Raw genomic sequence first — 23136 nt, 5'->3', positions numbered from 1 at the left:
TACCAGTCTAATTGTTTAGATTTATTCGGTCTGGTGTCGGTATTGCGAAGGGGTTATTCCTTTTAATTCTTTAAACTTCCGGTTAAAATTAGCGATATTCTGAAAACCACATAATTCGGAAATTACTGAAATAGATAGGTCGTGATCTTTATAAAGCAATTTACAGGCATGCTCTATTCGAATTTCGATTAGAAACTGGAAGAATGTTTTATTCGTTCTTTTTTTAAAATAACGACAAAATGCATTTTTACTCATAAAAGCAATATCTGCAATATCATCCAGGGATATGCATTCCTGGAAATTATCCATCGCATATTGAAAAACATCATTCATTCTTTTGCCTTCATCTTCGGTATACTTTTTCCTGTAAACAAAAGAGGAAAGAGGATTTTTCTCTGAGGAAATCAATCCGTTCAATAGGTAAAGAAGAGAGGCAATCCGTTCAATTTTATTTTGATGTTTAAGCTGGTTAAAAAGAATGTAATTATCTTCATTTGCTTTTATTTTCATTCCATATTCAGATTCATCAAAAAATTTTTGAACTCCTGTTAAATCTGTGATATTAAAAAAATCTTTTCCAAAAGATTTCTTAGTGAAAAATAAAGTATACATCACTGATTTGGGATGGGCTTTTGCATCACTACGGAATACGTGTGGTATGTTCTCCCCAATAACCAATATATCGTGGGGTTGGTATTCATTAATACTGTCTCCAACTATTAATGAACCACTCCCTTCCATGATATAGCTAATCTGTATTTCCTCATGTTGATGAAGCTTATTGTAGAAGACTATTTCATGGTCTTCCTGATATACCAGCGCTTCTTTTTCAGGCTTCGGAATTTTGAAGGGTAATACTTTCACACTTATTTTTTTGTAAATATTATTAAAAAAAATTCAATAAGTCAATTTATATGTTAATATAGTATCAGGTTTGGTTAATGACTACAAATGTTAAGATGATTAATCGATTTATTTTTGTTTTTAAAATATATTATTATGGCAATTAAATGGGAAGGGGTAATGCCCGCAGTAACGACTAAATTTGACGAGAATGATGAGTTAGATTTAAATACGTTTGAAAAAAATATTAACGCACAACTGGAAGCCGGTGTAAGCGGAATCATCTTAGGTGGAACACTTGGAGAAGCCAGTACGCTAACTCCTAAAGAAAAAGAGAACTTGGTGAAAAAAACATTAGAAGTTGTTAATGGAAAAGTTCCTGTGATTATAAACATAGCTGAACAATCCACAAAAGACGCTATCCAGGTTGCACAAGATGCATTTGCCTGGGGGGCACAAGGACTCATGCTTTTACCTCCAATGCGATATAAAGCTACCGACCGTGAAACGGTAGTGTATTTAAAAGAAATAGCGAAAAGCACTTCCTTGCCAATTATGATTTACAATAACCCGGTGGATTATAAGATTGAAGTTAGTCTTGAAATGTTTGAAGAACTACTGGCTGAATGTGATAATATAGAGGCGGTAAAGGAATCAACACGTGATATAAGTAATGTTATACGCCTTAAAAACAAGTTTGGTGACCGCCTAAAAGTTTTATGTGGAGTTGACACCCTGGCATTAGAAAGTATGGTCTCAGGGGCTGATGGATGGGTTGCAGGCTTAGTGGCGGCATACCCCGAAGAAACAGTAGCCATTTACAAGTTGGTTAAGGCAGGGGAATTAAAGGAAGCTTTGAAGATTTACAGTTGGTTCATGCCGCTTTTGGAACTTGATATTTCTCCCCAGTTGGTACAAAATATAAAGCTGGCCGAAGTAGCCACGGGACTGGGAACTGAAAATGTAAGAGCTCCAAGATTACAACTTGAAGGTGCAGAGCGCAAACGTGTTTTGACCATTATCGACGATGCTATGGCAAAAAGACCTACCCTAGTAGATTATAAATCATTATAAACCAAAAAAAAGAAAGCATGATTACAGGAAAAAATTATATAGGAGAAGAGCTTTCCGATAACGGAGATATAAAGTTTAGAACTTTTAATCCAAGAGAAAATAAGGAAACCAGTCCAACTTTTTTTGAAGCTTCTAAAGAGGAAGTGAATCTTGCAGTGGAGAAGGCTAGCCAGGCATTTGAGTTATATAAGAATAAAACTAATAGTGAGGTTGCTAAATTTCTTGAAGCAATAGCATCAGCATTAGAAGCAAATGGTGAAGCACTCAAAGCGATATACAGGGAAGAATCTGGCCTTCCAGAAGGAAGGTCGAATGGAGAGTTCGCCAGGACCACTGGGCAGTTAAGAGCCTTTGCAGAAATGCTAAAGGAAGGTAGTTGGGTTGAAGCAATTATCAGTAATCCAGAAGGAAAACCAGATATTCGAAGAATGCAGGTTCCTTATGGGCCGGTAGCTGTGTTTGGAGCTAGTAACTTTCCCTTTGCTTTTTCAACTGCCGGTGGGGATACTGCCAGTGCATTAGCATCTGGCTCTCCCGTAGTAGTAAAATCCCATCCTTTACATGCGGGTACCGGAGAATTGGTTTCTCAGGCGATAATTCAAGCTGCTAAGAAAACGGGGATGCCTGATGGTGTCTTTTCCAACCTTAACAGTAAAGGAATTGAAGTAGGAGAGTGGCTGGTAAAACACCCCAAAATTAAAGCGGTAGGTTTTACCGGTAGTTACAAAGCAGGTACCGCGCTTTCAAAATTAGCTGCAGCACGCCCAGAACCCATCCCGGTTTTTGCGGAAATGGGAAGCGTTAACCCTGTAGTCGCTTTGCCGTCCTCTCTAGAAGAGAAAGGTGAGGAGTGGGCTGAGCAGTATGCAGGATCTATTACAGCTGGATGTGGTCAATTTTGTACTAATCCAGGGTTAATCCTTGGCATAGAGAGTCCTAGCTTGGACCATTTTATTGAAAACTTAGGAGAGAATCTAGCAAATATTGCTCCAGATGTTATGTTAAGCCCTGGAATCCAGGGGCAATATGAAACCTCAAAATCTGGTGTATTATCTCAGGAAGGGTATAACCCGGTAGGGAAATACGTTGGTGAGATCCAGCCTAACTTTGGAAGGCAGGAAGTAATTTCTGTTACAGGGGAAACCTTTCTTGAGAATACCAATTTTCATAAAGAGGTCTTTGGTCCTTTTTCAGTAATAGTAAAATGTAAGAATAAAGAACAATTAAACGAGGTGCTCCAGCAATTGGAAGGCCAGCTCACAGGAACAGTATTAAATTCCGATCAAAAAGAACTTCAGGATTATAAGGGTGTTATTGATTCCCTTACAGCTACTGTAGGTCGGATTATTTACAACAGTGTACCTACAGGAGTTGAAGTGTGCGCGGCGATGACTCATGGTGGACCATTTCCGGCTACTTCAAACGCCAAATTCACCTCAGTTGGATTGACCGCTGTACAACGCTGGGTGCGTCCGATTTCGTACCAGGATTGGCCGGATGAATTACTGCCTGACGCTCTAAAGGATAAAAATCCACTTGGGATTTTGAGAAATATTAATGGAAAATATACAACAGATAGCTTATAGAAATTAATGGCAAGAAAAACTTTTTTTTGTGTGGATGCCCATACCTGTGGGAACCCTGTGAGGGTAGTAGCTGGTGGTGGTCCTTTTATTGAAGGAAAAACTATGAGTGAAAAGAGGCAAACCTTTATGCGAGAATATGATTGGATCAGGAGGGGTTTGATGTTTGAACCCAGGGGCCATGATATGATGAGTGGGAGCATTTTGTTCCCCCCATCAGATCCCCAAAACGATTGTGGCATTCTTTTTATTGAAACTAGTGGCTGTTTGCCCATGTGTGGACACGGTACCATTGGTACTGTAACCGTTGCAATTGAAGAAGGCCTGGTGACACCGAAAAAACCAGGTATCCTACGCCTGGAAACACCGGCTGGCCTCGTAAAGGTAACTTATAAGCAGGAAGGAAAAAAAGTAAAATCGGTTAAAATTGTCAATATTAAATCTTACCTGGCTAAAGAGAATATCACCGTAAACTCCTGTGATCTGGGCGATTTAATCGTGGATGTTTCCTATGGTGGAAATTTTTATGCTATTGTAGAAGTACAGGATAACTTTAAAGGACTTGAACATTACCAGGCAAGTGAATTGATAACCTGGAGCCGGGAACTTCGTAATAATTTGAATGCCGAACATAGCTTCGTGCACCCTGAAGATCCAACGATTAATGGACTAAGTCATATCCAGTGGACAGGTTCTGTAATTAATGTAAATTCCACCGCTAGAAATGCAGTTTTTTATGGCGATAAAGCAATTGACCGTTCTCCTTGTGGAACAGGTACATCAGCGAGAATGGCCCAGTGGTATGCAAAAGGTAAATTAAAAATGGGTGATGAATTTATCCATGAAAGTATAATTGGAAGCAGGTTTATTGGTAGGATAGAAGAGGAAACAGAATTGGCTGGAATTAAATCAATTATCCCCAGTATAGAAGGATGGGCAATGGTAACAGGCTATAATAATATAGTGATCGATGATGATGATCCCTATGCCCATGGGTTTCAGGTACTTTAATATTTAGAACATGAAAAAAGTTGCAATTATTGGCGGCGGCATTACAGGTTTATGTTCAGCATACTACTTAATAAAAGAAGGTTATAATGTGACTATTATTGATAAAGGAGATATTACGGGGGGCGCTTCTTTTATTAATGCTGGTTATGTTACACCAAGCCATTTTATACCTATTGCAGAACCCGGGATGATTACCCAGGGCATTAAATGGATGTTTAATAGTTCCAGTCCTTTCTATATTAAACCCCGATGGGATATGGAATTTTTTAAATGGGCCTGGTATTTTAAAAAGTCTTCAACAAGAAAAAACGTAGAGAAGGCAATTCCAGTGTTAGTTGAATTAAACCTGAAAAGCCGGGATCTCTATACGGAAATGTTGGAGACCCTCGATTTTGACTTTCATATGGAAAAGAAGGGTTTGCTAATGGTTTATAAAACTGCGAAGAACCAGGATCACGAACTAAAATTGGCAGAGAGAGGGAAAGAATTGGGATTAGAGGTCTCTGTATTGGATAAAGAAGCTATTAAAGTAATCGAACCAGGCTTGAAAGAGGATATTATAGGGGGGGTACACTATTTATGCGATACCCATAGCACGCCTTATATATTTATGAAAAATCTAAAGAAATGGTTAGCAGATAATGGGGCCAATTTTATATTGGAAAAGAATGTCACCGGTTTTAAAACAGAAGGGAATAGAGTAGAAGCTATAGTAACTGAAGCTGAAAGTATTGAGGCAGATGAATTTTTGATTGCTACCGGTAGTTGGACTTCTGAAATGACAAAACAGTTGGGTTTGCATATCCCTATTCAGCCTGGGAAGGGCTACAGTATGGATGTTTTAAGAAAAACTAATATTAAATTACCAGCTATATTAACTGAGGCCAAAGTAGCCGTGACACCCATGCAAAACTTTACACGATTTGCAGGAACTATGGAGTTTTCGGGAAATAATTCCAATATCCAGGCTAACAGGGTGGAAACCATAGCAAATGCAGCATCTCATTTTTACAAAGATTTAACAATAACTGAAGAAGAAAAAAAATTAGCTACAAGCGGCTTAAGACCAGTATCTCCGGATGGCTTACCCTTTATTGGAAAGTCCTCGAAATATAGTAACCTTAGTGTCGCTGCCGGTCATGCTATGATGGGGTGGAGTTTGGGCCCCGTAACCGGAAAATTAATTTCAGAAATTGTGGGTAACCGCAAAACCTCTGTATCTATAGATCCATTTAAATTAGAACGCTTTTAAAAACTTAATGACTCTTGATGTGTTAAGATAGTATTAATTGTCGCTAACTTTATGTTAAGTCTTGTATAAGACTAATTGTAAGTTTACAAATAAGGAATAGAAAACTAAGCGTTTGATATTCTCTACTGCTAACTTTATAAACTTACGATTATGATAAACCAACTTTTTTTAATCAAATTCATCAGAAGAAAATCTTTTCTTTGTTTTTTTCTATTCTTTTTAGTGAGTTACTTTGCGCATTCACAGATTTCCTTAACAGGTTCTGTTAAGGACGAAAATGGAATGCCTATTCCAGGAGTTTCAGTTATAGAAAAAAATACTGGAAATGGAACAGTAACCGATTTTGATGGTAATTTTCAACTAAATACCATCTCTGAAAATCCTGTCTTAACTTTTTCCTTTGTCGGGTATGAAACTCAGGAGGTAAATGTCTCAGAACAAACCAATTTAAATATAATACTCAAAGAGGATTTATCGGCTTTAAATGAAGTGGTGGTTATTGGGTATGGTACGCAAAAAAGGGCAGACGTTACCAGTGCAGTTGCTACGGTGAAATCAGAAGAATTTATCCAGGGAAATGTTAACGATGCCGCACAACTTATACAAGGTAAGGTCGCGGGTTTGTCTGTTTCTACTCCTTCGGGCGATCCCACCCAGGGAGCACAAATTATGCTTAGGGGTATTTCTTCTATAAGTGGAAGTTCACAACCCCTGATTCTTATTGATGGGGTGCCAGGAAACCTTCAAACTGTTGCGCCGGAAGATATTGCTTCTATAGACGTATTAAAGGACGGTTCAGCAACAGCTATTTATGGAACGCGGGGAACCAATGGAGTGGTTATAATAACAACCAAGGATGCCGGGATGGAAATTGCTCCAACCATTGATTATAATGGGTATATGACATTATCCCAAATCAATAATAAAATGGACTTTTTAGATGCATCAGAATTAAGACAGAAGTTTGATGAAGGATATACCTTTAACGGATCCAATGTTGAAGATTTTGGAGCGAATACCGACTGGCTGGATGAAATAACAAGAGATGCACTTAGCCAGGTACATAACCTAATTTTTCGAGGTGGGAACAAAACAACGAATCTCACAGCTTCACTCAATTATAGGGATAATGAAGGAATTTTTATAAAAACGAATAACAAGCGATATTCTGCCAGAATTGATGTGAATCATAACATGTTCGAGAATAAGTTAAAATCCAATTTTAATATAATAACAAGTGAACAGGAATTTTTTGCAGGCGGGGATGGTGCTAGTTTCAACCCGTATGTATACAGGCAGGCATTAATTCGAAATCCCACAGAACCGGTAAAAAATGAAGATGGTACTTGGTATGAAAGGGATGTTTACTTTTATGATAACCCTGTTGCTTATTTAGAGGAAACTGATGGAAAAAATCGTTATCGGAATTTAAGAGTAACGGGAAGTCTAAGTTATGAACCCATTGAAGACCTGGTAATTCAGGGTTTATATACCAGGAAAGGTAATTATAATATACGAGGATTTTACCAAACAAAAAATCACGTCTCTACCACGAAGAATGGATTAGAGGGATATGCCTCCCGTGGGACCGATGATTATATCGGTAATTATGGTCAAATAACTATAGATTACAAGAAGAATTGGGGAGATCATAAATTTACCGCTCTGGGAGGATATAACTATGAGGATAATACCTATGAAGGTTTTTACGCTACCAACAGAAATTTTCCGACTGATGCCTATACCTATAATAATATAGGTATAGGACAAGGCTTGCCATTGGGTGAAGCCGGAATGGGAAGCTCTAAAAGTTCAGATAAATTGATCGCCTTCTTTTCCCGTCTTACCTATAATTATGCAGATAAGTACTTACTAATGGCTAGTATTCGTCACGAAGGTTCTTCAAGATTTGGAGCGGAAAATAAATGGGGTAGTTTCCCAGGTATATCGGCAGGATGGCGCATGAACGAAGAAGAATTTCTTAAAGATATATCCTGGATAGATAACATTAAATTAAGGGCTGGTTTTGGGGTTACAGGAATTAATGCCGGAAGCTCTTATCAATCTTTAAGTAGTTTGAATTACGATAGCTATTTTCTTTACAACAACCGTTGGATAAGAGAACTAATTCCTGCGCGAAATCCTAACCCAGATCTACGTTGGGAAAAGAAAGAAGAATTTAACGCAGGGGTGGATTTCAGTTTTTTTGGAGGCCGGTTAGGAGGTGCTCTTGATTATTATAACAGAACTACGAAAGATGCTCTTTACGATTATGATGTTCCTGTTCCTCCTTATCTATATGGAAGTATCACTGCAAACGTAGCACAACTTAAAAACGAAGGGTTTGAAGCCCTTATAAATTTCGTTCCTGTTCAGACGGAAGATTTCCAATGGAGTGGAAATATGACATATTCAACCAATAGAAATGAATTACTCTCCATTTCAAATGATCAATTTGAAACTACTAACGATTTCTTCTATACCGGTTATGTGGGAGAACCTATTCAAATTTCAAGTCATATTGTTCAGGTTGGAGAGAGCATTGGTAATTTTTACGGTTTAAAGAGTGTGGATATTAACGAGGACGGTGTCTTTATGATTGAAACTCCCGATGGGGAAATAATCCCGGCAACTGAATCTGATGCCTCTGATAGACAAATTTTAGGAAACGGCTTACCCGAGCACTATGTGAGTTGGAATAATACCTTTAATTATAAAAATTGGGATCTGAACGTTAATATGCGAGGTGCATTTGGCTATCAGATTCTTAATTCACAACGGATGTTTTATGAGAATCCAACAGTAGGTTATAATGTTCTGGATACCGCATTTGATGAAATCTATGGAAAAGCTGTTTTGGCCGATGTGCAGCGATATGTTAGTCATTATCTGGAAGATGGGGATTTCTGGAAGATAGATAACATTACGCTGGGCTATACCTTCAATACAGAAAATATTGATTTTTTACAGAATTTGAGACTATACGCAACCGGTCTTAACCTGATAACCATTACAGGTTATGAAGGAATTGATCCGGAGGTTAACCGCTCAGGGCTTGCACCGGGAATTGATAGTCGTGATAAATATCCTACTAATAGGTCGTTCACCCTTGGTGTAAACTTAACTTTTTAAAAATTACAATTATGAAAATGTTGAACAATATAAATTTTAAAATCGTACTATTTCTCCTGTTTGGTTTTACTATCACTGGATGTACCAATCTTGATGAAGAAGTGTTTTCCGAAATTACAGAGGATTCTTTTGTACCGGCAGAAGAGGACATTGTAGCGCTATCTGCCTCGGCATATACCCCTTTAAGATATATTATGGGGTGGCAAGGATTATTTGACCTGCAAGAAGAATCAGCAGATATTTTCGTCACACCAACTAGGCCTAATGGCTGGGATGATGGAGGTGTATATAAGCGTATGCATTTTCATACGTGGAATGAAACACAATGGCAGCCGCGTAATACCTGGATCACTTGTTTTAATGGAATAAATAATATCAACCGGGTCATTTCACAATTGGAATCCGGTGACTTACCGGTGAGTGCCGAACAGGCAAATGCTGTGATTGCTGAAATGCGCGGAGTAAGGGCATTATATTATTCTATCCTTTTAGATACACACGGCAATGTGCCAATTCTAGAGGACTTTAGTGATGAAATACCGCAGCAAAGGTCAAGGCAGGAAGTTTATGATTTCGTAGTATCGGAGCTAAATTCAGTTATACCCGAATTAACTGAAACCGTTGATCAGAGTACTTATGGTAGACTTACCAAATGGGGGGCTTATCAATTGCTGGCGAGAGTTTACCTAAATGCAGAGGTGTATACAGGTACAGCGCAGTGGGAGAAAAGTTTAGAAGCCAGTAACCAAATCATTAATTCTGGCAAATATTCTCTGGACCCTAATTACAGTAATATTTTTACAACCGAGAATCAGAATTCCCCGGAAATTGTATTCGCTGTGCCTTATGATTATATCTATGCTACAGAATGGAGCCAACATATGAAGATGTTATTACCTAGTCATAGAGATGTTTTTAATATGCAGGCACAACCCTGGGGTGGTTCCAGTGCTAATCCGCAGTTTATTGACAGTTATGAAGAAGGCGACCTTAGGCTGGAGAACACCTGGCTAATGGGAGATCAATTAGATGCAGACACTGGTGAAGTATTGTTCACACTAATCAATGAAATCCCTAGTATTTATGAGAGTGATGCTACTGATGGTTTTAGATGTAAAAAGTATAATATAGAGGCAGGAGCAACAGGTAGTCTAAGCAATGATTTTCCATATTTCAGGTACACCGATGTCTTAATGATGAAAGCGGAAGCCTTACTAAGGACGGGTAACAGTGCGGAAGCCGCGGAAATAGTTTCTGAAGTTCGTGGAAGATCATTTGATAATCCAGAGGAAGCTACGGTTACTGGGGAAGAACTCGAAGGTGATACAACTTGGGAATATGGCACCTTGGATGAGAATGGTAATATCGAAGATCCTGGAGATCAAAGCCCGGTAGAGTATGGTAGGTTTTTAGATGAGCTTGGATGGGAATTTGCTGCAGAATCCAGGAGGAGGACGGACCTAATAAGGTTTGGAGTCTACCAGACGAAAAACTGGTTTAACCATGTTCCCCAGGGGGATCATACCACCCTGTTTCCAATTGGCTTGGAGGAATTGAATACAAATACTAACCTTCAACAAAATCCTGGATATTAGTTCGTTAGTTAGTTAAGTGTGTTTTTATAGTTTGAGTTAATGTCAGGTCAACGGAGTGCTATATGCACTTCGTTGATTTTTTAATGATCTGTATTATAAGTGGCTTAATACCTTAAGGTGTGTATCGGGTAAGTTAATATTGTATTATATGTTGATAACATTTGGTGTGTTAGTTCACTTTTGCAAGCTTATTTTTAGTCTATGCGAATAATCAAGAAGTTTTATGTTTTATTATTAGTTTTTTATAGTCTTTTTTCATTTAAACCTTTGCTAGCCCAGGGTGAGGTTGAAGATTATAAAAGAGCAAATGCAGTGGATACTTTATTCAAAGATAAAGTGCGTAATACCCCTGACTCATTTCACTGGGTGAATGAGAATGAATTCTGGTATAAAAACAATGCTACAAATGGCGATAAATATTTCCTCGTAGATGCGAAATTGAAATCTCAAAGACAGGCTTTCGATCATACCCGGCTTGCCGGAGCTCTAAGCGAGGTGTTAGAAAAGGAGGTGAAACCTACCTCTATAAAAATTTCAGAATTGAATTTTATAGAGGATGATCAGTACCTTGAGTTTCAAAATGATTCTCTGAAATTTCGTTTAAATTTATCCGATTACCATCTTGCCGTTACCGGTTCTGTAAGTAAGAAAGAGCAGGAAAAAAGATATTGGGGAGATCGTCGTAAAGAGGAGAAAAAGGAGCCAGTTCCTTCGCCAAATGGACGATATAAAGCATTTATTAAAAATTTTAACCTGTTTTTAGTCGATAAAAACAGTGGTGAGGAAGCACAATTAAGTTTTGATGGATCCAAAGGGTTTTACTATTCTCCTAATATTATTTGGTCACCCGACAGTAAAAAAATCTTGGCTTATAAAGTAAAACCTGGACAGGAACATAAAATCTATTTTGTAGAATCGAGTCCTGAAGACCAACTTCAACCGAAATTACAGTCCAGGGATTATTTAAAACCGGGGGATGAGTTGGATTTTAATAGTCCCCAGCTCTTCCATGTTAGTGAAAAGAAACATATCCCGGTTCCTAGTGATCTTTTTGCTTCTCAATATAACCTCTTTAATTATAAATGGTTTGATGATAGTTCAGCTTTTACTTTTGAATATAATCAACGAGGTCACCAGGTATACCGAATTTTAAAAGTAAATGCTGAAACCGGGAAGGTTCAGGTAATTATTGACGAAACCAGCCCGACATTTTTCGATTATAGCGGGAAAAGATATCGCTACGATGTGGAGGGGAAAGATGAAATTATTTGGGCATCAGAACGGGACGGTTATAACCATTTATATCTGTATGATGATGACACCGGGAAATTAAAAAACCAGATAACTTCAGGGGATTGGCCCGTAAGGGATGTGCTTGAAGTTGATGATGAAAAACGGCAAATTTATTTTACTGCCAGCGGTTTGGACAAGGACCAGGATCCATACTTAATCCATTATTTTCGAATTGATTTTGATGGCCGTAACCTCACCCGGTTTACCTCCGAGAACGGAAATCATAAAGTTACTTTTTCACCAGATTATAAATATTATGTAGATCAGTATTCCCGGGTAGATTTACCCCCGGTTAGTGTACTTAAGCAAACCGGAAAGAAGAAGCCGATAATGGAACTTCAAATGGCGGATATTTCTGCTTTAGAAAAGAACAACTGGAAAATGCCCGAGGTTTTTACAGCCAAAGGTCGGGATGGCAAGACAGATATTTGGGGCGTGATTGTCAGACCCACAAATTTTGATCCTAATAAAACCTACCCCATTATTGAATATATTTATGCAGGGCCTCATAGTTCCTTTGTTCCGAAGGAATTTCACTCCCAATACAGCACATTACAACCATTAGCCGAGTTAGGTTTCATAGTGGTGCAAATTGATGGGATGGGGACATCGAACCGGTCTAAAGCTTTTCACGACGTTTGCTGGCAAAATTTAAAGGACTCTGGTTTCCCTGATCGTAAACTATGGATAAAAGCAGCTGCTGAAAAATATCCTTATATGGATGACGAAAGAGTCGGGATTAGGGGTACTTCTGCCGGGGGGCAAAGTGCGGGTGCAGCTCTGGTATTTAATTCAGATTTTTATGATGTTGCGGTTGCCTCTTGTGGATGTCACGACAACCGTATGGATAAGATTTGGTGGAATGAACAATGGATGGGATATCCAATTGGTCCTCATTATGCAGCCTCTTCAAATATTGAACATGCTGAAAAATTAAAAGGGAATTTGATGTTAATTGTAGGGGAAGTTGATGATAATGTAGACCCGACATCCACTATGCAGTTTGCAGATGCATTAATCAAAGCTAAAAAGGACTTTGAACTGGTTGTTCTGCCGGGAGAATCCCATACCTCCGGGGGAGAGTTTGGTGAACGTAAACGGAGAGATTTTTTTGTTGAACACTTATTAAACGTTAAGCCACCTTCGTGGGACAAAATTTACGAGGATTAACTTCGCTTAACCAGGAATAATATAGTTGAAAATTTATTTGATAATGAAAGTAGCCAATAGAATACCAATTTATTTAAGCCTAATTTTAGTTGCCTGTTCTGGAATTATATTTCCTACCCAGGCCCAATCTGGTGATCAAATCCTGGATGGAATAGGCGAAACGGGATTAATAGCACGTTACGTGCTGGACGGAGATGTCAGGGATTGGTCCCGGAACAACCTTCACGCTGAATTAAATGGCCAGTATGAGTTTGTCAATGATGAAAAGTTTGGTAAAGTTCTTTCCCTGTCTGGTGAAGGAAAAGCTTATATGGCTATTCCCGGGGAGGCTTTAACTGGAGAGGAATCCTTCAGTATAACCGGATGGGTGTTTTTACGGTCTTCAGAACCTAATCAGCAATTCTTTGATTTTGGTAAAAGTAGGAAGAACCATTTTTCTGCCTCACCTACCGGGTCGAAAAAGCAGGAAGGATTCCAGGCTCATGTAATTATAGGAGATAAAAAGAAACAGAGTACGGCTGCCCCTGTAGTGAATACTAATAAATGGGTTCATTTGGCGGTGGTGGTTGATTTTCCCTCACAAACCCTTACAGCTTATTTAGATGGTAAACCCATAGGCAAGAAAGAAAATACAACAATAGATCTCCAGGAATTATTCGATAGTAAATCAATAAAAAATTCACTCTTGATCGGTAAATCCCTGGTGCCCGGGCATCCGTATCTTAATGCGAGTTTGCATGATATCAGGTTATACCGAATTCCTTTGAGAGATGGACAGGTTTCGAGAATATATAATAATTCAACAGGAGAAGGCAGTAGTCTTGTCAATGAAGGAGAAGAAAAGGAAGATAACCTCCCAAGGTTTTCCCAAACCGCTCCACAACTTTATAATAAGTACCTCAAAAGTGTACCCGACCTAAAGGTTGAGACAGAGGTTGGCCAGCTACCAAGGTTACCCCGTTATGTGGATGGGGTTTATCAGGATGGTATAGAGGGACCTGCGGTACGGGTACTTTGGCCGGCACCAAAAGACAATAGTTCAGTTCTGAAACCGGGGAAGTATGTAGTGGAAGGTCGAATCCCTGGTACAAATCTACGACCAAAAGCCACGGTTACTGTTAATGCAGCTAAAGTAGAGGCTGCGGCTGCACCAAACCGCAGGCTGGAGGCATTCGGGTTAAACCAGGTTTCTTTGGACCCTGATGTTAATGGAGATGATTCCAAGTTTATTGAGAACCGTGACAAATTTGTATTAACCTTAGCGGAAACCAATCCTGATTCTTTCTTATATATGTTCCGTAATGCTTTTGGCCAGGAACAGCCGGAAGGTGCAGAGCCATTGGGAGTATGGGATAGCCAGGAAACTAAGTTGCGAGGGCATGCTACGGGCCATTATTTAACAGCTATTGCCCAGGCCTATGCGAGCACTGGTTACGATGAATCACTTAAGGATAATTTTGCGGAGAAGATGGAGTATATGGTCAATACCTTGTATGAATTATCTCAGCTTTCTGGACGTAAAACGAAAACGAGTGAAGAATTTGTTTCTGACCCAACCGCTGTACCAACCGGTCCGGGTAAATCAGAATACAACTCCGATCTTAGTGAAGATGGAATTCGTACTGATTACTGGAACTGGGGAAAAGGTTATATTAGTGCTTATCCACCAGACCAGTTTATTATGTTGGAGAACGGAGCCTCTTATGGGGGGCAGGAGGATCAGGTTTGGGCTCCTTACTACACCCTGCATAAAATTTTAGCAGGTTTGATGGATATTTATGAAGTAAGTGGAAATGAGAAAGCCCTTGCGATAGCCAGGGGGATGAGTGATTGGGTAAACGTTCGATTAAGTGAGCTCCCTATCGAGACTCTTATCAATATGTGGAACACCTATATTGCCGGGGAATACGGTGGAATGAACGAGGCAATGGCCCGTTTGTATAGGATCACCAATGAATCGAGTTACCTTGAAGGGGCCCAATTATTCGATAATATTAAAGTATTCTTTGGTGATGCGCAGCATTCACACGGGTTGGCTGAAAATGTTGATTCCTTCCGAGGACTGCATGCCAACCAGCATATACCACAAATCGTAGGAGCCCTTGAAACTTACCGCGGTTCTGGTTCACCTGAATATTTTCAAGTAGCCGATAATTTTTGGTTCAAGGCGAAAAATGATTACATGTACAGCATTGGAGGGGTTGCTGGTGCTAGAAACCCGGTAAATGCTGAGTGTTTTGTTAGCCAGCCGGCTACACTCTATGAAAATGGTTTTTCCGAGGGAGGGCAAAATGAAACATGTGCTACCTATAATATGCTTAAATTAAGTAGGGACCTATTCCTATATGATCAGCGCACAGAGTTAATGGATTATTATGAGCGAGGACTGTATAATCATATCCTTGCCTCTGTAGCAGAGGATAGCCCGGCTAATACATACCATGTCCCACTCCGCCCCGGCTCCATTAAACATTTTGGAAATCCGGATATGAAGGGTTTTACATGTTGTAACGGGACAGCTATTGAAAGCAGCACCAAATTACAAAACTCCATTTATTTTAAGAATAAGGATAACCAGGCCCTCTATGTGAACCTTTTCGTTCCTTCCACTTTAAATTGGACAGAACGGGATATACAGGTGGAACAAACTACAGCATTTCCAAAAGAAGATCATACCCAACTAAGAATAAGGGGACATGGGAAGTTTGGTCTTAATATAAGAGTGCCCCAATGGGCCACTAAAGGATTTTTTGTAAAGATTAATGGTAAGAAGGAAAATATTGCTGCCGTCCCAGGAAGCTACCTAAAACTTAGTCGTGAGTGGAAGGATGGTGATACGGTAGAATTACAAATGCCATTCGCATTTCATTTAGATCCTGTTATGGATCAGCCAAATATTGCCAGCTTATTTTATGGTCCTGTATTGTTGGCTGCCCAGGAAAGTGAACCAAGGGAAGAATGGCGAAAAGTAGTTTTAAATGCTAAGGATTTAAGCAGTTCCATTGAGGGCGACCCGGGCAAATTGCATTTCACTATTGACGGAGTTGTTTTCAAACCTTTCTATGAAACCTATGGGCGTCATTCCGTTTACCTGGATGTTGAATTGAAATAAATAATAAAGCCAGTATAGCGCCTTGACAGTTAAAAAGCTTGGAATAGGTCAAAATTATATGATCATATCATGAAAAGACTCATTTGCACATTTATAATTTTTCTCACAGTATGTAGTGTTAGCTCTGCTAATGAAATGGTAGATATTATTAACACTTTTAAAGCAGATAAAAATGCCCTAAGAGGAACTTATACCATTAAGGAATCTGAAGAATATTATCAACGCTTTTTCCGGTTTTATGATAATTGGGAAAACAGGATTAAAGAAATTAAATTTAAGGACCTTACACCAACTGAAAAGGTAGATTATGTTTTGCTGAAAAACCTGATTGAAAAAGAAGGCTATTTATTGAACCAGGATTATAAAGCTTTTGAAGAGGTAGCTTCCGTAGCGGATTTTACTGAAATTTTATTTCCGTTTATCCAGGAGCGGAGGCGGGGAAAACAGCCAGATGCCAATGTGTTGGCCCAGCAGTTTAAAAAGGCTGAAGAAATTATTCAAACGAAAATAAAACAACTTGAAAACGATAAATTCCAGGATTGGCTTAAGGCCGAAAAAGCAGCTGGGATTGTTACTTCATTTCAGCAAGGTTTAAAAGAAGCTTATAATTTTTATTATGCATATGACCCTGATTTTACGTGGTGGATGGAATCCCCTTACAAATCTCTAGATGAAGACCTCACCAAGTATTCAGATTTTTTAAAAGAAAATTATTCTAAAGAAAGTATAAAGGATGACGGCAGTGGTATAATTGGGAAACCGGTGGGTAGAAAAACTCTTATTCGAAACCTGGAATATGAATTTATTCCATATACCCCGGAAGAACTCATTGAAACTGCTGAAAAACAGTTTGAGTGGTGTAAACAGGAAATGATCAAGGCTTCCCAGGAAATGGGTTACGGCAATGACTGGAAGGCAGCTTTGGAACATGTGAAAAACACATATGTTCAACCTGGTAAGCAACCGGAAGCAATTAAAGATTTGTATGATCATTCGGTAGATTTTATAGAAAAGCGCGACCTTATAACTTTTCCCGAGATGGCGAAAGAGACATGGGGAATGATCATGATGACCCCTGAACGCCAAAAAGTGAACCCTTTCTTTACAGGTGGTTGGGAAATTAGTATTTCTTACCCTACACAAGGGATGTCCCACGAAGATAAGCTAATGAGCATGAAGGGAAACAATCCTAACTTTTCATTTCCAACCGTGCAACATGAACTTCTGCCTGGTCATAACCTCCAGTTTTATATGAATGCCCGTCATAAACCTTACAGGAGTGTTTTTGGTACCCCGTTCTGGATGGAGGGTTGGGCACTTTATTGGGAAATTAACCTTTGGAATAAGGATTTTCCAAGAACACCAGAAGAAAAAATGGGAATGTTGTTTTGGAGAATTCACAGGTGTGCAAGAATTATATTTTCCCTTAAATATCAATTGGGAGAATGGACCCCGCAAGAATGTATAGATATGTTAGTCGATGAAGTAGGACACGAGAATGCCAATGCCAAAGCCGAGGTACGCAGGTCTTTTGCAACTTCTTATACACCACCATTATACCAGCTGGCATATATGGTTGGGGGACTTCAATTTTATGCCCTACGCAATGAATTACTCGAAAAAGGTTGGACTGAAAAGCAATTCCATGATCGGGTTATGCAGGAGAATATGATGCCGGTTTCAGTGCTTCGGTTCCTTTTGGAAAATAAAGAAATACCTGAAGATTATAAAGCGAGCTGGAAATTCTCAACTGACTTTAAATAATTAGTAGATTCATCCAAAATGAAAATTACCTTCAAGCTTCTTATTGTCCTTGCTTGCTTTTTTTCGGCCTGTAGTGAGAAAGAAAACAATAGCCTTCTTTCTCCACGTGAAGGGGAAAATATAAAAGAGAAAGACTGGCAGTACGAAGAATGGAGTCCTACGGAATTATTTTCTGATACGCTTTCGGAAAACTATAACACCCAGATCTTGATTTTACATTCAGATAGTCTCATTACGGAGCGTTGGTTCAAAACAATAGGGGTAAAGCCCTTTGCAGAATATAAAGTTTCAGGATATATAAAAACGGTAAATGTTGCCGGAGAAAGTAAGGAAGCTGGTGCGGGTTTTCGCCTGGGAAAATTTGATTTTAAAGGTGACACTATTTTTAAAGGTTCTACCAATTGGACCAAGGTAGAGATGGAATTTTCAACCGAAATGGATGATAGTTTTATTTTGGAGCTTATCCTGGGCAAAGGTGGTAAAGCTAAAGGTAAAGTTTATTTTGATAACCTGAGGTTAGAAGAATTATCTGCAGATGATTTAAATCCCACCGTGAAAATTGAACCGGAGAAGAAATTAGAGCCAATGTCCCCCTATATCTACGGGCAGTTTATAGAACATATGGGTAAGTCCATTTATGGCGGAATGTGGGCGGAAATGTTAGAGGATCGTAAGTTTTATTACATCCCGGGTACCCCAAAGTCCCCCTGGTATGCCTCCCTGGATCCAAGCGAAGTGGGTATTGATAGTTCCTATTCCTACTCGCAGGGAAAACTACCGGTTATTCAAGTTGAAAAGAAGATAAACTTAAACCAGGATAATTTAAGCCTGGAATCAGGTGAAAATTATGTGGGGCGAGTAGTTTTTAAAGGTGAGGGAATTAATGAAGTTATCATTTCCCTCAATGGAAATAAGAAATCATTTGTAATTGACCAAGAAATAGGGTTTCAGAAAATTCCTTTTGAATTTTCTGCGGAATCTGATACCAAAACCGGATCATTGGAATTTAATTTTATAGGCACTGGTGAACTTACATTAGCTGCTGTTTCATTAATGCCTGCAACTAATATTAAGGGATACCGTCCTGAGGTAATCAATTTGATGAAAGAATTGAATTCATCAATTTACCGATGGCCCGGAGGAAATTTCGTTTCAGGTTATGACTGGAAGGACGGTATAGGCGATCCTGATAAACGCCCAACCAGATTTGAACGTGCCTGGAATGGCCTGGAATATAATGATGTGGGGATTCATGAATTTATGCAGTTATGCGAAATTCTTGAAGCTGAAGCCAATATTGCAGTGAATACCGGCTTAGGTACTGCCCAACTTGCAGCAAACGAGGTTGAATACATTAATGGTGCCAGGCATACCGAAATGGGAAAATGGAGAGCAAGGAATGGGCGTCCAGATCCCTACAATGTGAAACTTTGGGCAGTTGGAAATGAAATGTTCGGGGATTGGCAGTTGGGACATATGCCTATTGAAGAATACGTTGAAAAACACAATAAAGTAGTTAAGGCAATGTGGGATATTGATCCTGACATTGAATTAATAGCCGTAGGATATCCCGGGATGTGGAATGATATGATGTATGAGAATTGTAGCGAGAACATGACCTACATCAGTGAACATTTTTACAAACAAGATTGGCATGCTGGAGGTTTGTTAACCCATGTAAACCAAATGCCGGAAATAATTAAAGAGGTTGCCGAGGAACATCGCAGGGCAAGAAGGGAAATTCCAAGTATTAAAGAAAAGAATATTAAAATTGCTATGGATGAGTGGAATTACTGGTATGGCCCCCACGTTTATGGACTTTTAGGTACCCGTTATTTTCTTCGCGATGCCCTGGGGATTGCCGCCGGATTGAACGAGTTTTCCAGGCAATCAGATATTTATTATATGGCAAATTATGCTCAAACCGTCAATGTTATTGGGGCTATTAAAACCACCAAGACCGAAGCCTGGCTTGAAGGAACAGGACTGGTCTTAAAATTATACCGAAAGGAATTCGGTACACAGCCTGTTGAGTTATCCGGAAATCCTCAACCGCTGGACGTTGCTGCAACAATCACTGAAAATGGTGAATTCCTAACAATTTCAGTTGTCAATGCAACCCACAAAGATCAGGTCCTGGAAATAGAGGAAGCTGCTAATACCCTACGTAACACAGGAACATCCTATATTATTTCAGGAGAAAATGATATGGTGTACAATGATGATGATAATCCAGAAAGAATTAAAATTACTGAAGCTGAAATTCAAATTTCAGAGAATAAGCTTGACATTCCCCGTGAAAGTGCAGGCATTTATAAATTTAGCCTAATTGAAAACAGTTATGAAAATTAAGAAAGCAAAGATTTTATTATTCCTATTATTTATAGGGGCAACGGGTATAGCACAGGAAAAATCAACCTATTGGGATAATATTAAAGATAGGGAATCAACTTTAGGCTTGGAAGATGGTTTCATTGAATTGAAAACCGAGGAATTTACACTAAAGTTGGTAAAAGCATCCCAAACCATAGCAAAGCTTTCTCCAAATTCCGATCCTGATTTCGATTTCACCCCGGGGGAGCGAATTGAAACCAGGGACAAAGACAGTATTTATTATATAGGGGATTTAAACTTCAGAATAAAAGATAAAGATGGAAAATATACATCTTTTTCTACGGCATATAATCGTAAGAAGGTGAAGGCATTGCCGGCCTCAGGAACCGTCCTTGCAGCTTCAGACCTAAGCAATACCCTGCCTGAGGATAATCCTTTGGAAATTAAAAGGTATTACGAAGAAAAAGATGGTAGCTTATTAATGAGGTTTGAAATAACAAATCCTGCCAGTACTCCAATAGAAATAGGGGCCCTGGGAGTACCTATGGCATTTAATAATATTTTAGAAGGAAAAAACCTTGATGAAACCCATGCAGATAATGTGTTTTTTGATCCTTATATCGGAATGGATGCGGGGTACCTGGAAGTAAAGCACCTTACCGGGGAAGACGAGGCCCTATTGGTATTGCCAGGAGAGAATATGCCATTTGAAGCTTATCGCCCGCTTTTGGATGATCCAAGTAACAGGAGTATTGTATTTGAAGGGGTACACGAATGGATGGCATTATCCAAAGCCTATGCGGAAAATGAATGGAAGGGCGTGGAGCAATGGAACCAGCCAACTTCCTTGACTTTAAAAGCGGGGGAAACCCAGGATTTCTCTTTGAAGTTTGTTTTGGCACCAGGAATTGAACAAATTCAGGATAAGCTTATCGAAGAGGGGCGTCCGGTCGCTGTGGGTATCCCAGGCTATGTGTTGCCAATGGATGTAGAAGCAAAGTTATTTCTCAATTACCCAGAAGCAGTTGAAGATATAAAAATTGAACCGGAAGGTGCTATAGAAATAGTAGAAGCCGAAAGGAAACCCGGTGGGTTTACAGCATATAATGTGCAGGGAAAAAAGTGGGGAAGCGCCCGCGCAATTATTACTTATAAAGATGGTCTAAAGCAGAGTATCAATTATAAAGTTATAAAACCTGAAAGCGAAGTTGTAGATGATTTTGGCAATTTTTTAATGACACAACAATGGTTTGATCAACCTGATACTCTTTTTGGGAGGACCAACTCCGTAATTTCTTATGATTATGAAACAAAAAAGCAATTAACCCAGGATAGTCGTGCATGGGTAGCTGGTTTAAGTGATGAAGGAGGAGCTGGGAGTTGGCTTGGCGCAATTATGAAGCAATTGATTCAGCCAGAAAAAGAAGAAATCAAGAAGCTTCAGAAGTTTATCGATGAAACCATGTGGGGTGGTATCCAATATTCAGAAGGGGAACTAAAATATGGTGTTAAGAAAAGTATTTTCTATTATGAACCCGAGAAAATGCCGGAAGGTACTTATAGCGATACCATAAATTATAATACCTGGGCGGCCTGGAATAAAAAGGGAGCCGATGATCCCGGAAGATCTTATAATTATCCTCATGTGGCAGCGGCACATTGGGTAATGTACAGGTTGGCTAGATATCAAAAAAACCTGGTAGATAATCATAATTGGAAATGGTACCTGGAAAACGCTTATCATACAGCAGTAGCAATGAACCGACTGGCGCCCCACTATGCCCAATATGGCCAAATGGAAGGCACTGTGTTTCTAATGATTCTTAAAGATCTTCAAGAAGAAGGATTAACAGACTTAGCCAGAGATCTTGAAGCCGAAATGAAAAAAAGAGCTGATGTATGGAAATCATTAAATTATCCTTTTGGCTCTGAAATGCCCTGGGATTCTACAGGTCAGGAAGAAGTGTATATGTGGAGTGATTATTTTGGATACGATCAAAAAGCCGATATTACTTTGAATGCAATCCTGGCTTACATGCCCACTATGCCTCACTGGGCCTATAATGGAAATGCAAGGCGCTACTGGGATTTTCTTTATGGGGGTAAATTATCCCGTGTAGAAAGGCAAATTCATCATTATGGTTCCGGACTAAATGCTATTCCAGTTTTAAAGGCTTACCGCGATAATCCTGATTTCTATTTACTAAAAGTGGGTTATGCGGGGACCTTGGGTGCAATTGCCAATATAACCCAGGATGGATTTGGCCCGGCTGCTTTTCATTCCTACCCCTCTACGTTAAGGATAGACTACCATTCAGGGGATTATGGCTCAGGGTTTTTCGGCTATGCTATAAATTCTGCTACTTATATTACAAAGGAGGAGAATTATGGATGGTTAGCTTTTGGAGGTAATTTGCGAAATAAAAATAATGAAGTTGAAGTTGAGTTAACTACGGCCGCTAAAAATAAAGTTTTTATAGCTTCAGAAAATCTATGGTTAACATTGGATGCAGGAAAAATTGAGAAGGTTACTTATAACGAAAAGAATAAAGAAGTTAAATTACAACTTAGGGAAAAAGATAAATTCACACCTATAGCATATTTGCGATCAAATAAAGAACTGGAACTGGAATTCAAAAAGATTAGAGGTGCATACCAGATAGAGCTTGGATCCAAGAAAAAGGAAATTACTATTAAATTATAAAGGAGTATGGAAAGCGATAGGATGACACCCTGCGCTGTGTTGGTTAGTCATTCTCATAAACTTTAAAGCTAATTGCGTTTAAATGAGTGATAATTATAAAACCTTTGAGAATTTTTTTAATTTTTTTTTACGGAAAAATTTTTTCAGCCCAGTAATACCGGTGTTTTTTTCACGGAAATTTCTTTTCCCTTTTGCGTTGTAATACTTATATGGGCTATTTAAAATATGTTTTTTGCAACTTTAAAATTTCGTTGTCGTCCTTTAAGTAA

At 39.0% G+C, this 23136-nt stretch carries 12 protein-coding genes; 11 read left to right on the top strand and 1 reads right to left on the bottom strand.

Going from position 1 to position 23136, the window contains the following annotated elements; all coding sequences use genetic code 11:
- Nucleotides 1–21: 21 nt before the first annotated feature.
- Nucleotides 22–864 (bottom strand): AraC family transcriptional regulator, encoded by an 843-nt coding sequence (locus B5X53_RS00765; RefSeq protein ID WP_079711317.1) that lies wholly within the window; start codon nucleotides 862–864, stop codon nucleotides 22–24.
- 135 nt (nucleotides 865–999) lie between these two features.
- On the opposite strand from B5X53_RS00765, the gene B5X53_RS00760 reads away from it, so the two are divergent.
- The 11 genes from B5X53_RS00760 (at nucleotide 1000) to B5X53_RS00710 (ending at nucleotide 22867) form a co-directional block, all read left to right on the top strand.
- A complete protein-coding gene (locus tag B5X53_RS00760) occupies nucleotides 1000–1917 on the top strand; it encodes a dihydrodipicolinate synthase family protein (RefSeq protein ID WP_079711316.1) in 918 nt (305 codons plus the stop codon).
- Nucleotides 1918–1934: 17 nt separating this feature from the next.
- On the top strand, nucleotides 1935–3503 hold the full coding sequence (locus B5X53_RS00755) for an aldehyde dehydrogenase (NADP(+)) (RefSeq protein WP_079711315.1): 1569 nt from the start codon (nucleotides 1935–1937) through the stop codon (nucleotides 3501–3503).
- A 6-nt stretch (nucleotides 3504–3509) separates the two neighbouring features.
- A complete protein-coding gene (locus B5X53_RS00750) occupies nucleotides 3510–4511 on the top strand; it encodes a 4-hydroxyproline epimerase (RefSeq protein WP_079711314.1) in 1002 nt (333 codons plus the stop codon).
- Nucleotides 4512–4521: 10 nt separating this feature from the next.
- The gene (locus B5X53_RS00745) at nucleotides 4522–5763 is read left to right on the top strand and encodes an NAD(P)/FAD-dependent oxidoreductase (protein ID WP_079711313.1); all 1242 of its coding nucleotides are present in this window, start codon (nucleotides 4522–4524) and stop codon (nucleotides 5761–5763) included.
- Nucleotides 5764–5913: 150 nt separating this feature from the next.
- Nucleotides 5914–8895, top strand: a complete 2982-nt coding sequence (locus B5X53_RS00740) for a SusC/RagA family TonB-linked outer membrane protein (protein ID WP_079711312.1) — start codon at nucleotides 5914–5916, stop codon at nucleotides 8893–8895.
- Between the two features lie 11 nt (nucleotides 8896–8906).
- Nucleotides 8907–10490: a RagB/SusD family nutrient uptake outer membrane protein gene (locus B5X53_RS00735; RefSeq protein ID WP_198550709.1), complete on the top strand. Its 1584-nt coding sequence runs from the start codon at nucleotides 8907–8909 to the stop codon at nucleotides 10488–10490.
- Nucleotides 10491–10691: 201 nt separating this feature from the next.
- Complete coding sequence (locus B5X53_RS00730; protein ID WP_079711311.1) at nucleotides 10692–12953, top strand: S9 family peptidase; 2262 nt, start codon at nucleotides 10692–10694, stop codon at nucleotides 12951–12953.
- Nucleotides 12954–12996: 43 nt separating this feature from the next.
- Complete coding sequence (locus tag B5X53_RS00725; protein WP_079711310.1) at nucleotides 12997–16065, top strand: beta-L-arabinofuranosidase domain-containing protein; 3069 nt, start codon at nucleotides 12997–12999, stop codon at nucleotides 16063–16065.
- Between the two features lie 69 nt (nucleotides 16066–16134).
- Nucleotides 16135–17829 (top strand): DUF885 family protein, encoded by a 1695-nt coding sequence (locus B5X53_RS00720; RefSeq protein ID WP_079711309.1) that lies wholly within the window; start codon nucleotides 16135–16137, stop codon nucleotides 17827–17829.
- Nucleotides 17830–17847: 18 nt separating this feature from the next.
- The gene (locus B5X53_RS00715; RefSeq protein ID WP_079711308.1) at nucleotides 17848–20181 is read left to right on the top strand and encodes an alpha-L-arabinofuranosidase C-terminal domain-containing protein; all 2334 of its coding nucleotides are present in this window, start codon (nucleotides 17848–17850) and stop codon (nucleotides 20179–20181) included.
- Nucleotides 20171–22867 (top strand): DUF5695 domain-containing protein, encoded by a 2697-nt coding sequence (locus B5X53_RS00710; protein WP_079711307.1) that lies wholly within the window; start codon nucleotides 20171–20173, stop codon nucleotides 22865–22867. Before B5X53_RS00715 ends, B5X53_RS00710 begins: the two co-directional genes overlap by 11 nt.
- Nucleotides 22868–23136: the final 269 nt, after the last annotated feature.

This window comes from Salegentibacter salinarum, from assembly GCF_900168115.1.
Taxonomy (GTDB): domain Bacteria; phylum Bacteroidota; class Bacteroidia; order Flavobacteriales; family Flavobacteriaceae; genus Salegentibacter; species Salegentibacter salinarum.
This window is presented reverse-complemented; position numbering and strand designations above follow the sequence as displayed.

Excerpts from the sequence above, each read along its gene's own strand:
- B5X53_RS00745 (WP_079711313.1), top strand. The coding sequence starts at position 4,522 with ATGAAAAAAGTTGCAATTATTGGCGGCGGCATTACAGGTTTATGTTCA.
- B5X53_RS00710 (WP_079711307.1), top strand. The coding sequence starts at position 20,171 with ATGAAAATTAAGAAAGCAAAGATTTTATTATTCCTATTATTTATAGGG.
- B5X53_RS00755 (WP_079711315.1), top strand. The coding sequence starts at position 1,935 with ATGATTACAGGAAAAAATTATATAGGAGAAGAGCTTTCCGATAACGGA.
- B5X53_RS00750 (WP_079711314.1), top strand. The coding sequence starts at position 3,510 with ATGGCAAGAAAAACTTTTTTTTGTGTGGATGCCCATACCTGTGGGAAC.
- B5X53_RS00725 (WP_079711310.1), top strand. The coding sequence starts at position 12,997 with ATGAAAGTAGCCAATAGAATACCAATTTATTTAAGCCTAATTTTAGTT.
- B5X53_RS00730 (WP_079711311.1), top strand. The coding sequence starts at position 10,692 with ATGCGAATAATCAAGAAGTTTTATGTTTTATTATTAGTTTTTTATAGT.
- B5X53_RS00740 (WP_079711312.1), top strand. The coding sequence starts at position 5,914 with ATGATAAACCAACTTTTTTTAATCAAATTCATCAGAAGAAAATCTTTT.
- B5X53_RS00735 (WP_198550709.1), top strand. The coding sequence starts at position 8,907 with ATGAAAATGTTGAACAATATAAATTTTAAAATCGTACTATTTCTCCTG.
- B5X53_RS00720 (WP_079711309.1), top strand. The coding sequence starts at position 16,135 with ATGAAAAGACTCATTTGCACATTTATAATTTTTCTCACAGTATGTAGT.
- B5X53_RS00715 (WP_079711308.1), top strand. The coding sequence starts at position 17,848 with ATGAAAATTACCTTCAAGCTTCTTATTGTCCTTGCTTGCTTTTTTTCG.
- B5X53_RS00760 (WP_079711316.1), top strand. The coding sequence starts at position 1,000 with ATGGCAATTAAATGGGAAGGGGTAATGCCCGCAGTAACGACTAAATTT.